The sequence below is a fragment of the Pseudomonas sp. yb_5 genome, assembly GCF_043103865.1.
Lineage (GTDB): Bacteria > Pseudomonadota > Gammaproteobacteria > Pseudomonadales > Pseudomonadaceae > Aquipseudomonas > Aquipseudomonas putida_Y.
In genome coordinates this window covers 1-12,141 of record NZ_JBICKE010000074.1, presented here as the reverse complement: position 1 = coordinate 12,141, position 12,141 = coordinate 1, and the positions used below count along the sequence as shown (strand labels likewise).

Here is a 12,141-nt window from a genome sequence, read left to right as displayed (position 1 = left end):
ACTTACAGGCCTTCGCCCAGCACTCGGTCAATGCTGTCGACAAAGTAGTCCACGCTCGCACGGCTGGTGCACATCGGTGGCTTGATCTTGAGGATGTTCAGGTAGTCGCCGGTCGGCTGCATGAAGATGCCCAGGTCACGCAGGCGATCGCACAGTACCATGGTTTCTTCGGTGGCCGGCTCCAGGGTGGTGCGGTCGCGCACCAGTTCCAGCCCCAGGTAGAAGCCCGAGCCATGTGCCGCGCCGGCCAGCGGGTGCTTGTCGACCAGCGCCTGCAGGCGTGCCTTGAAGTAGCGCCCGGTGTCGCGGGCGTTGTCCCACAGGCCTTCCTCCTGCATGACATCCAGCACCGCCATGCCGATGCGGCAGCTGACCGGGCTGCCACCGGCCGAGGAGAAGAAGTAGCCCTCGGCCTCCAGCGCCTCGGCGATTTCGCGACGGGTGATGACCACGCCCAGTGGTTGGCCGTTACCCATGCCCTTGGCCATGGTAATGATGTCCGGCACCACACCCTGTTCCTCGAAGCCCCAGAAGTACTCGCCCAGGCGACCATAACCCACCTGCACTTCGTCGGCGATGCACACCCCGCCGCGGGCGCGGACCTTGGCATAGGCGTCGCGCAGATAGCCTGCAGGCAGTGAGATGCCGCCGGCATTGCCGTATACCGGTTCGCAGATGATGCCCGCCAGCTGACGGCCTCGGGCGTCGAGGTCGGCCAGCTTGGCGTCGACGTCTTGCAGGTAGTCGGCGGCGCTGTCGGCCCCGCGGAAACGACCGCGGAAGGTGTTCGGTGCTTCGACCGGGTGTACCCAGTCCGGGCGGGTTTCCAGAGCTTGCGGGTTGTCGGCGATCGACGTGGAGATGGCATCGGTGGCCACTGACCAGCCGTGGTAGGCCTCCAGTACGCTGAGCAGGTCGCGCCCGCCGCTGTAGGCCCAGGCCAGGCGAATCGCCAGATCGTTGGCCTCGGTGCCGCTGTTGACCATGAACACCCGGTCGAAACCTTCGGGGGCCAAGTCCAGCAGTCGTTCGGAGAATTCGGTGATCGCTGCGTAATGGAAACGCGAGTTGGTGTTCAGCAGCGACCATTGCCGCGCCGACTCGGCGACCATGCGTGGGTGGCCATGGCCCAGCACCGCGACGTTGTTGAGCATGTCCAGGTAGGAACGGCCCTGCATGTCGATCAGGTAGTTGCGCCAGCCGCGTTCAATGTGCGGCGGTTGCGCGTAGTAGTGCTTCTGCGAGCGGGCGAAGCTGGCATCGCGGCGGGCCAGTAGGGCTTGCGGATCGGGTAGCGGCTCGGCATCGCAATCGAAGCCCAATAATGCGGCTGGCGACGGGCACAGGGCCAGCCACGCAGCAGCCTGTGACGGCGTGGCGAAGAAGGGGGGCTGGATGCTGTTGTCCAGGCACAGTTGTACGCTGAGGCTACTGCCACTGCTGCCCAGGGACTGGCCTTTTTTCACGGCCTGGCCATCTGTCGGCGCATCTTCCAGGCCCTGTAGCCACAACGCCCAGTGTGCGGTGCGCAGGCAGCCCCGGCCATCGCCGTGACGCTGCCAGGTGCCGGCTGCCGGCGCTTGCACCTGGCTGCCGTTGGGCACATGCAGCTCGATGCCAAGGGCACAGGTGGCGGGCTCTTCGGGGCGGTCGATATGGGTTTGCGACAGGCGATATTGCCCGTGCAGGCTGCAGGCCGGGGCGGCCTGCGAGGTCAGCAGTTGCTGGTCGTAACCGGGTTGTTCCCAGTTGCCGGCCTCGAAGTGTTCGCTGAGTACCCCCAGGTCCACCCGTGTGACAGCCTGCCCGGCCAGCTCGGGGAGCAGGGGGGCGCAGCCGTTCAAGTCCGGCGCCGCGGGTTGCAGGCCCGCAGCCTGCAGAATGGCCGCCTCCATCAGGGCGAAAGGCACGGCGGTGGCCGTGTCGAAAATTTCCCATTCGTGGGCAATGTTGTCGCGGGTGTACTGGTTGCCCGGGTCGACGGTTAGCTGTTGTTCGCTGCTCAGTACCAGCACGGCAGCACGGTTCAGCACCAGCGGCCACAGGGCGCGCAGTTCGGCCTCGGTCAGCGGGTTGAGCGCCTGGTAGGCCTGCACGGCAGGCAGGATGCGCAGCGGGTCGCCCTCGGCGTGGTGCAACAGCGCAGCGCAGGTCACCGACAGGTCGGCGATACGCCAGGTGCGCAGCAGGTCGCCGAAATCGATTACGCCTTGCAGTTGCCATTGACGCTGGGCATCACGGGCCCACACGGTGTTGTCGTCGGTGATGTCCAGATGCACGGCCTGACTGGGCAGTTGGTCGATCAGCGGCACCAAGCGCTCGTTGGCCTGTCGCGTGGCGTGTTCGATGCGGGCGCGCTGCCCGTTATCTTTCAGCACTGGCAGCAGGTGATCGATCAGTGCCCCGGCATGCTGCGGGTCCCATTGCAAGGTACGCGCAAGGCCTGGGTGATCGAAATGGGCAAGCGCCTTGTCCAGCTTCGCACAGAGCCCGCCCAGCTCGGCCATCAGGCGTGGTTCCATGTGCTTGAGACGGGTCAGCGGTTGGCCTTCGATGTAATCGAGCAGGCGCAGGCGCAGTGGTTGCGCGTCGATGTCCAGTTCCAGCAACCCCATGCCGTTGTGGGCTGAGCGCACGGCGGGTACCGGCAAACCTTGATTGCGCAGGAAGGCCAGGGCGGCGTGCTGGGCTTCAAGCTCCAGTTGGGCGTAGCTGCCGTGGCAGGCCTTCAGCACATAGCCACCCTGCGGTGTGACCACGCGAAAGTTCAGGTCTTGCTGGCTGCCCAGTACCGAAAGGTTGCCGGCAAGGCCATAGTGGGCCTGCAGCACGGCGTGTGCCTGGGCTTCGCTCAGCGTTGGGCTGGGCTGGCCGGAGCGCTGGATCAGGGTGGCCAGGGCAGGGGAAGCGGGCTGGTGTTGTGGACTGGACATGGGCTCTACCGTGGGTACTGGGAGTTGACGGCGGAGAATTTATGCCCGATTCGGCTGATGATGGAAGACGATTATTGTCAGAAAAATTGATCACTGCCGCTTGATTCTGTTGGCGTGGTAACGAGCGGGGCTTTTCATAGGCTTGGCTTTAGGTGCAGGGCTGATCAATCCCGGATGATCGCCTTGCTGCCCTAGAAAGTCTGCTGGGCATACTCAGAGGAGGAACTTGAATGCTGAAAGCAGTTTCACTGTCTCGGGAAGCTTCTGCTGAAGCAGCCTGTCGAGATACTGCTGTACGCTGTGCGGTGGGTTCTTCAGCGATATTCGCTGCCGCTGGGCAGCTTCGAGGACTGCTGCCTTGTCCAGGTCCCAAAGGTCAGCGATGAAGTCGTCCGGATGCAAGGGTTCAATATCGAAGGCACCAAGAACCGCCTTGGGAAAATCCTTCAAATTGAAGGTGACGATGACCGAAGCGTTGCACTTGATTGCAGCTGCGAGAACATGTCGATCATCCCTATCTGGCAAGTCCAGCCCTTCGACCAGTGAATCGTAGTCAGTGACGAGTGCATCAGGCACCGCAGCATCCATCAGCGATGACGTGCGATCCAAATGTTCAGGCGTGAGGTCAGGTCGGTTGAGTAGCAGATTGCGCTTCCACTCGTCATGAATGCTCGCTGACCAACGTGCCCGGTAGATGCCCGTCAGCGCTAGGTTCATCAGGAAATCACGCAGTGGAGCAGGGTAAAGTACATTCGCGTCGTATATGGCCGTGAAGGGCGAGTGCTTCATTCGTACCCCATCTTCAATTCCTGAGCTTGGGCTGCCAGCGCATCCATCGCAGCGCGGCTCACCCCATCACGTTTGTCCTTGTAGGCAACCAGGTCGGAGAATTTGACACGACGATGGCGGCCTGTCTTGGTGTGCGGAAGCACCGCTTCGTCGAGCAGCTTTACCAAGTGCGGCCGGGAGACGTTAAGCAGGTCTGCTGCTTCCTGGGTAGTTAGTTCGGCGTGGATTGGAACGACTTTGACTGAGTTACCCAAGGCCAGTTCGCTGAGAATTTCGCCGAATAGGCGTAGGGCGAAAGTAGGTACTTCAACAACCTGGCGCTGATTTTCCTCGTTGAGCAGTTCGATCCGTTGGGTATCTGATTTTGTCGAGAGGAACGCTGCCAGCGTGCGGCTTGACTCGACTGCCACGGCAATTTCTTTCTCGTCAGGAAGCACATGGCTAGAGAGGTTGGCGGTGGTCATGGGCATCTCCAGAGCGGTATCGATTGCGGGGCTGTGGCGACGATGCAACAGCCTGAGTTCGAGTTATATTCGAAATATTCGAAAATCGCAATAAACGAAACGACCGATCAAAGGATGATTGCTTGGCGAACACGCACCCTTTCCCTACTAACCCCCAACCTCCAAAAACGCCGCCTCCAGCAACTGTCGGGTATACGGATGCTGCGGCGCATGGAAGATCGCCTGCGCGTCCCCTTGCTCCACCACATGCCCATGCTTGATCACCATCAACTGGTGACTCAACGCCTTCACCACCGCCAGGTCATGGCTGATGAACAGGTAGGTCAGGTTGTACTTTTGCTGCAGGTTACGCAGCAATTCCACCACCTGGCGCTGTACGGTGCGGTCCAGTGCGGACGTGGGTTCATCCAGCAGAATCAGTGCTGGCTTCAACACCAGCGCCCGGGCAATGGCAATGCGCTGGCGCTGCCCGCCGGAAAACTCATGGGGGTAGCGATGGCGCGTGCGCGGGTCCAGGCCTACTTCCTCCAGGGCCGCGATAATCGCCGCTTCCTGTTCCTGCGCGGTGCCAATGCCGTGAATGCGCAGCCCTTCACCGACAATGTCCGCCACGCACATGCGCGGGCTCAGGCTGCCAAACGGGTCCTGGAACACCACCTGCATTTCCCGCCGCAGGGGGCGCACGGCGTTCTGGTTCAGCCCTTCGAGGTTCTGCCCATGAAAGCGGATGCCGCCCTGGCTGGAAATCAGCCGCAGGATCGCCAGGCCCAAAGTGGACTTGCCCGACCCGGATTCGCCAACAATGCCCAGCGTCTGCCCCTGGGGCAAGCTGAAGTTGATCCCGTCCACCGCCTTCACATGGTCGACAGTGCGCTGCAGAAAGCCCTTCTTGATGGGGAACCAGACCTTCAGGTTATCCACCTCCAGCAACGGCGCGCCCACCGGGTTGTGCGCCGGCAGCCCGCTGGGCTCGGCATTGATGAGCATCTGCGTGTAGTGGTGCTGCGGGGCGCTGAACAGTGTGGCGCATTCGGCCTGCTCCACGATCTGCCCGTGCTGCATCACACACACACGATGGGCGATGCGGTGCACCAGGTTCAGGTCATGGCTGATCAGCAACAGGGCCATGCCCAGACGCGCCTGCAGTTCCTTGAGCAGCTCGAGAATCTTAAGCTGCACGGTCACATCCAGCGCTGTGGTCGGCTCGTCGGCAATCAGCAGTTCGGGCTCATTGGCCAGCGCCATGGCGATCATTACCCGCTGGCGCTGCCCGCCCGACAATTCGTGGGGCAGGGCCTTGAGGCGCTTGTGCGGCTCGGGAATGCCGACCATATCCAGCAGCTCCAGCGTGCGCGCAGTCGCTTCCTTGCCGGTCAGGCCCTTGTGCAGCAGGAGGATTTCGTTGATCTGCTTCTCGATGCAATGCAGCGGGTTGAGCGAGGTCATCGGCTCCTGGAAGATCATCGCAATGCGGTTGCCGCGAATGCGTTGCAGGGTCTTCTCGTTCTGCTGCAGCAAGTCCTTGCCTTCGTAGTGGATGCTGCCGCTGGGGTGGCGGGCCAGGGGATAGGGCAGCAGGCGCAAGATCGAGTGTGCGGTGACCGATTTACCCGAGCCACTTTCGCCCACCAAAGCCAGTGTCTCGCCTTTGCGAATGTCGAAGCTGACGCCGCCAACCACCCGGTTGACCTGGTCCCCGGTCACGAACTCCACGGCCAGGTCCCGCACTTCGATCAGGTTCTGTTCACTCATGTCACTTCCTCGGGTCGAAGGCATCGCGAGCGGACTCACCGATGAACACCAGCAGGCTCAGCATCAGCGCCAGCACGGCGAAGGCGCTGATGCCCAGCCACGGGGCCTGCAGGTTGGACTTGCCCTGCGCCACCAGCTCGCCCAGTGAAGGCGAACCGGCAGGCAGGCCGAAGCCAAGGAAGTCCAGGGCGGTGAGGGTGCCGATGGCGCCGGTGAGAATGAACGGCATGAAGGTCATGGTCGAGATCATGGCGTTAGGCAGGATGTGCCGGTACATGATTGCGCCGTTGCGCATGCCCAGCGCGCGGGCGGCGCGCACGTATTCCAGGTTGCGTCCGCGCAGGAACTCGGCGCGTACCACGTCCACCAGGCTCATCCACGAGAACAGCAACATGATGCCCAGCAACCACCAGAAGTTGGGCTGCACGAAGCTGGCCAGGATGATCAGCAGGTACAGCACAGGCAGGCCGGACCAGATTTCCAGAAAGCGTTGCCCGGTCAGGTCGACCCAGCCACCGTAGAACCCCTGCAGGGCGCCGGCGATGACGCCGATAATGGAGCTGGCTACGGTCAAGGTGAGGGCAAACAGTACCGAAATGCGGAAGCCGTAGATTACCCGTGCCAGCACGTCGCGGCCCTGGTCGTCGGTGCCCAGCCAGTTGTCCGCCGAAGGTGGGGCAGGCGCCGGGACACGCAGGTCATAGTTGATGCTCTGGTAGCTGAACGGGATGGGCGCCCACAGCACGAAGCTGTCTTTCTTCGCCAGCAGTTCGCGGATGTAGGGGCTTTTGTAGTTGGCTTCCAGTGGGAATTCACCGCCAAAGGTGGTTTCCGGGTAGCGTTTGAACGCCGGGAAGTACCATTCCCCGTCGTAACGTACGGCGATCGGTTTGTCGTTGGCGATCAGCTCGGCGCCCAGGCTCAGCCCGAACAGAATCAGGAACAGCCACAGCGACCACCAGCCACGGCGGTTGGCCTTGAAACGCTCGAAGCGCCGGCGGTTGAGGGGGGACAAGGCCATGTCAGTGCTCCCGGCTGGCAAAGTCGATGCGTGGATCGACCAGGGTGTAGGTCAGGTCGCCGATCAGTTTCACCACCAGCCCTAGCAGGGTGAAGATGAACAGGGTACCGAAGACCACCGGGTAGTCGCGGTTGATGGCCGCCTCGAAACTCATCAGGCCCAGGCCGTCGAGGCTGAAGATCACCTCGATCAGCAAGGAGCCTGTGAAGAAGATGCCGATGAAGGCCGAAGGGAAGCCGGCGATCACCAGCAGCATGGCGTTGCGGAACACGTGGCCGTACAGCACCCGGGATCGGCTCAGGCCCTTGGCCTTGGCGGTGACCACGTACTGTTTGTTGATCTCGTCGAGGAAGCTGTTCTTGGTCAGCAGGGTCATGGTGGCGAAGTTGCCGATGACCAGCGCGGTGATCGGCAGTACCAGGTGCCAGAAGTAGTCCAGCACCTTGCCGGTGGTGCTCAGTTCGTCGAAGTTGTTGGAGGTGAGGCCACGCAGCGGGAACCAGTCGAAGTAGCTGCCACCGGCGAACAGCACGATCAGCAGGATGGCGAACAGGAACGCCGGGATGGCGTAGCCGACGATGATTGCCGAGCTTGTCCACACGTCGAAGTGGCTGCCGTGGCGCACGGCCTTGGCGATCCCCAGCGGGATCGACACCAGGTACATGATCAGCGTGCTCCACAGCCCCAGCGAGATCGAAACCGGCATCTTCTCGGCGATCAGGTCGATCACCTTGGCATCGCGGAAGAAGCTGTCGCCGAAGTCCAGTCGGGCGTAGTTCTTGATCATGATCCACAGGCGCTCGGGCGGCGACTTGTCGAAGCCGTACATGCGTTCGATTTCAGCGATCAGCGCCGGGTCCAGGCCCTGGGCGCCGCGGTAGTTGGAGCCGGCAACGGAAACCTCGGCGCCGCCACCTGCAATGCGGCTGGTGGCGCCTTCGAAGCCTTCGAGCTTGGCGATCATCTGCTCGACCGGGCCACCGGGAGCGGCCTGGACGATGATGAAGTTGATGATGAGGATGCCGAACAAGGTCGGAATGATCAGCAGCAGGCGGCGCAGGATGTAGGCCAGCATCTTAGTTGGCCTCGTCCGCAGGCGCTTCGCTGACCGCCGGGGTTACCTCGGGCTTGATCCACCAGGTGTCGATGCCGATGTCGTACTTGGGCGACACGTTCGGGTGGCCGATGTGGTTCCAGTAGGCCACACGCCAGGTCTTGATGTGCCAGTTGGGGATCACGTAGTAGCCCCACAGCAACACGCGGTCGAGCGCGCGGCAGTGGTCGATCAGGTTCTGGCGCGAGTCGGCGTTGATCAGCTGTTCCACCAACTGGTCGATGGCCGGGTCGCGCAGGCCAATGAAGTTGCGGCTGCCGGGGTTGTCGGCGGCGGCACTGGACCAGAACTCGCGCTGTTCGTTGCCCGGCGAGTTGGACTGCGGATAACCGCCGACGATCATGTCGTAGTCCCGAGAACGCAGGCGGGTGATGTATTGCGAAACGTCGACCCGGCGGATGTTCAGCTCGATACCGAGGTCGGCGAGGTTGCGTTTGAACGGCAGCAGGATGCGCTCGAACTCGGTCTGCGCCAGCAGGAATTCGATGCTTACCGGCTTGCCTTGGGCGTCGACCATCTTGTCGTCGACGATTTTCCAGCCCGCGTCCTGCAACAACTTGTAGGCCTGGCGCTGTTGCTCGCGGATCATGCCGCTGCCGTCGCTGACCGGGTTGTGGAAGACCTCGCTGAATACTTGCTCGGGCACTTTGCCGCGCAGTGGTTCGAGGATTTTGAGCTCGTTGGGGCTGGGCAGTCCGTGGGCGGCCATTTCCGAGTTGTCGAAGTAGCTGCTGGTGCGGGTGTAAGCGCCGTTGAACAGCTGTTTGTTGGTCCACTCGTAGTCCAGCAGCAGGCTCAGTGCCTGGCGCACGCGAACATCCTGGAACACCGGGCGGCGAATGTTGAAGATGAAACCCTGCATGCCGGTGGGGTTGCCGTTGGGAAGCTCCTCCTTGATCAGGCGACCCTCGCGCACGGCGGGCACGTCGTAGGCGGTGGCCCAGTTCTTTGCGCTGACTTCCAGGGCATAGTCGAACGCCCCGGCCTTGAGTGCTTGGAGGGCGACGGTGGTGTCGCGGTAGGAGTCGAAGGTCATGACATCGAAGTTGTAGAAGCCGCGGTTGATCGGCAGGTCCTTGGCCCAGTAGTCCTTGACCCGCTCGTAGCGCACCGAGCGCCCGGCCTTGACCTTGGCGACCTTGTACGGGCCACTGCCCAACGGGATCTCCAGGTTGCCGCGGTTGAATTCGCGATTTTCGTACCAGTGCCTGGGCAATACCGGCAACTGGCCGAGAATCAGCGGCAGTTCGCGGTTGTTGGTGTGCTTGAACTTGAACAGCACCTTCAGCGGGTTTTCGGCGACCACTTCGGCGACGTCGGCGTAGTACTGGCGGTACAGCGGGGCGCCGTCCTTGATCAGGGCGTTGAAGGTGAACACCACGTCGTCGGCGCGCATCGGATGGCCATCATGGAAGCGCGCTTCGGGGCGCAGGTAGAAACGCACCCAGCTGTTGTCCGGGGCCTTTTCGATCTTGCCGGCAACCAGGCCGTATTCGGTGAACGGTTCATCCTGGCTCTGGCGCATCAGGGTGTCGTAGATAATGCCGATATTCTCGGCCGCCACGCCTTTGTTGATGAACGGATTGAGGCTGTCGAAGCCGCCGAAGCTGGACTGGCGGAAGGTGCCGCCTTTGGGCGCGTCCGGGTTGACGTAGTCGAAGTGCTTGAAGTCGGCGGGGTACTTGGGTGGCTCATCGTAAAGGGTGAGCGCGTGCTGCGGCGCGGCCAGCGCGGGAAGGCTCAGGCAGGCGAGCAACAGGCTGCCTGCCAGCTGGCGCAGACGATGCGTTGGCGTCATTGGGCTTTCTCCGAAGTCTTGATCCACCAACTGTTCAGCCCAAGGGTGTAGGGCGGCGTGGTGACGAAGGCGAACCGGTTGCGGTAGGCCAGGCGATGGTTGTCGAGGTACCAGTTGGGGATCATGTAGTAGTGCCATGAGAGCACGCGGTCCAGGGCGCGGGCGGCGGCGACCTGGTCATCGCGGGTGCGGGCGGCGAGCAGGGTGTCGAGCAGGTGGTCGATCACCGGGTCCTTGACCCCAGCATAGTTCTTGCTGCCCTTTGTCGCGGCCTGGCTGGAATGGAAGTACAGCCACTGTTCGAGGCCGGGGCTCAGGGTCTGGTTCAGGGTCATCAGAATCATGTCGAAATCGAACTGGTCCAGGCGTTGTTTGTACTGGGCGCGGTCCACGGTACGCAAGCGCGCATCGATGCCGATGCTGGACAGGTTTTCGACATAAGGTTGCAGGATGCGTTCAAGGTTGGGGTTTACCAGCAGCAGTTCCATGCGTAATTGCTGGCCCTTGCTGTTGACCAGACGCTGGCCGTGCAGCTTCCAGCCGGCCTCGGCGAGCAGGCCCAGGGCCTGGCGAAGGGTCTGGCGGCTGATGCCCCGGCCATCGGTGTGGCTGACCTTGTACGGCTCGCTGAACAGCTTGGCGGGCAACTGGTCACGGAACGGCGCCAGCAGCAGCCACTCCTTGCCGGTGGGCAGGCCGCTGGCGGCGAACTCGCTGTTGGGGTAGTAGCTGGTCGAGCGGCGGTAGGCGCTGCTGAACAGCGCGCGGTTGGTCCACTCGAAGTCCAGCATCAGCCCCAGTGCCTGGCGTACCCGCGGGTCGCTGAACGCGGCCCGGCGGCTGTTCATGAACAGGCCTTGTGTTTGCGTGGGGATGCTGTGCGGGATTTGTGTCTTGATCACTTCACCCCGGCGCACGGCAGGGAAGTTGTAACCGTTGGCCCAGTTTTTTGCCTGGTGCTCGATATAGATGTCGAACTCGCCGGCCTTGAAGGCTTCGAAGGCCACCGTCGCGTCGCGATAGAACTCGTATTCCACCCGATTGAAATTGTACTTGCCACGGTTGACCGCCAGGTCTTTGCCCCAGTAGTTCTTCACCCGTTCGAACACCAGGCGTCGCCCGGGTTGTACCTGGGTGATGCGGTAGGGGCCGCTGCCCAAAGGGGGCTCGAAGGTGGTGGCCTTGAAGTCGCGCTTCTGCCAGTAGTGTTTGGGCAGCACAGGCATTTCGCCCAGACGCAGGATCAGGAGCGGGTTGCCGGCGCGTTTGAACACGAAGCGGATGCGTAGCGGACCGAGGATGTCTACCCGCTGCACTTCCTGCAGGTTGGTGCGGTAGATCGGGTGGCCATCCTTGAGCAGCGTGCGGTAGGAGAAGGCCACGTCAGCCGAAGTGATCCGCTGGCCGTCATGCCAGCGGGCTTCCGGGCGCAGGTTGAACACCACCCAGCTGCGGTCCTCGCTGTATTCCACCGAGCGGGCGATCAGGCCATAGCTGGAGGTCGGCTCGTCACCAGACGGGTCGTACTGGCCAGTGCCGACCATCAGTGGCTCGTTCAGCTCGCTGATGCCGTACTGCTGGAAATTGGGCGTGGTAATCGGGCTCGACCCCTTGAAAGTGTAGGGGTTGAGCGTGTCGAAGGTGCCAAAAGCCATGGCCCGCAATGTGCCGCCCTTGGGCGCTTGCGGGTTGACCCAGTCGAAGTGGGTGAAAGTGGCTGGGTACTTGAGCGTGCCGAACTGCGCGTATCCGTGGCTTTCGCTCACCATCGCGGCTACGGGAAAGCTCAAGGCCAGGCTGAGTGACAGCAGGAGGGGACGTATCAAGTCGGCATCCGATCCAGAGGCGTTGGGCTTTGATCGAGTACAGTAACAGCTTGGTGGGGTTGGAAAAAGAGAGGGGCTGGGGTTTTCCAGTGGCTGGGTTTTCAGGCCCATTCGCGGGCACGCCCGCTCTCATCAAACAAAATGCAACCCACTGTTTTCTAAGCACTCAAGCGGCCACCAGCTGATACCCCAGTTTCCGGGCTTTGCGGAGCAAAGCCCGGACCTGCCGGTCTTGGCTTCTGGTTTCGAACTCCTCAAGACCTTTTTCAACATAAGCCTGCTTCTTGGTTAAAAGGTTGTACACCAGACGTGCCAACTGATGCGCAGTGGCCTTGATGGCGCAGCTGGTATCCATTCGAGTCAGCCTGGCTCGGTGCGATGCACCAATGAAACCCTTGTCGTTACGGGCATTGGATGCAGCCTGCTTGAGTGCTTGAGCTGCTC

The 12,141-nt window shown here is 62.1% G+C and carries 8 protein-coding genes and 1 pseudogene; all 9 read right to left on the bottom strand.

Annotation, left to right across the window (positions count from 1 at the left end; all coding sequences use genetic code 11):
- Positions 1–2 precede the first annotated feature (2 nt).
- Positions 3–2,933, bottom strand: a complete 2,931-nt coding sequence (locus ACF8GF_RS11705) for an aminotransferase (RefSeq protein WP_392460869.1) — start codon at positions 2,931–2,933, stop codon at positions 3–5.
- A 213-nt stretch (positions 2,934–3,146) separates the two neighbouring features.
- Positions 3,147–3,722, bottom strand: a complete 576-nt coding sequence (locus ACF8GF_RS11700; RefSeq protein ID WP_104886398.1) for a PIN domain-containing protein — start codon at positions 3,720–3,722, stop codon at positions 3,147–3,149.
- Positions 3,719–4,186, bottom strand: coding sequence for a helix-turn-helix domain-containing protein (locus ACF8GF_RS11695; RefSeq protein ID WP_176682198.1), 468 nt, complete (start codon positions 4,184–4,186; stop codon positions 3,719–3,721). The genes ACF8GF_RS11700 and ACF8GF_RS11695 overlap by 4 nt, the downstream gene beginning before the upstream one ends.
- A 147-nt stretch (positions 4,187–4,333) precedes the next feature.
- A complete protein-coding gene (locus ACF8GF_RS11690; RefSeq protein WP_392488391.1) occupies positions 4,334–5,938 on the bottom strand; it encodes an ABC transporter ATP-binding protein in 1,605 nt (534 codons plus the stop codon).
- 1 nt (position 5,939) lies between these two features.
- On the bottom strand, positions 5,940–6,959 hold the full coding sequence (locus ACF8GF_RS11685; RefSeq protein ID WP_021783281.1) for an ABC transporter permease: 1,020 nt from the start codon (positions 6,957–6,959) through the stop codon (positions 5,940–5,942).
- Position 6,960: 1 nt separating this feature from the next.
- Complete coding sequence (locus ACF8GF_RS11680; RefSeq protein WP_021783280.1) at positions 6,961–8,034, bottom strand: microcin C ABC transporter permease YejB; 1,074 nt, start codon at positions 8,032–8,034, stop codon at positions 6,961–6,963.
- Position 8,035: 1 nt separating this feature from the next.
- Positions 8,036–9,871: an extracellular solute-binding protein gene (locus tag ACF8GF_RS11675; RefSeq protein WP_392488390.1), complete on the bottom strand. Its 1,836-nt coding sequence runs from the start codon at positions 9,869–9,871 to the stop codon at positions 8,036–8,038.
- Complete coding sequence (locus tag ACF8GF_RS11670) at positions 9,868–11,697, bottom strand: extracellular solute-binding protein (protein WP_209967171.1); 1,830 nt, start codon at positions 11,695–11,697, stop codon at positions 9,868–9,870. Before ACF8GF_RS11670 ends, ACF8GF_RS11675 begins: the two co-directional genes overlap by 4 nt.
- A gap of 166 nt (positions 11,698–11,863) precedes the next feature.
- Positions 11,864–12,141 (bottom strand): annotated as a pseudogene (locus tag ACF8GF_RS11665) (IS110 family transposase); the annotation flags it as partial.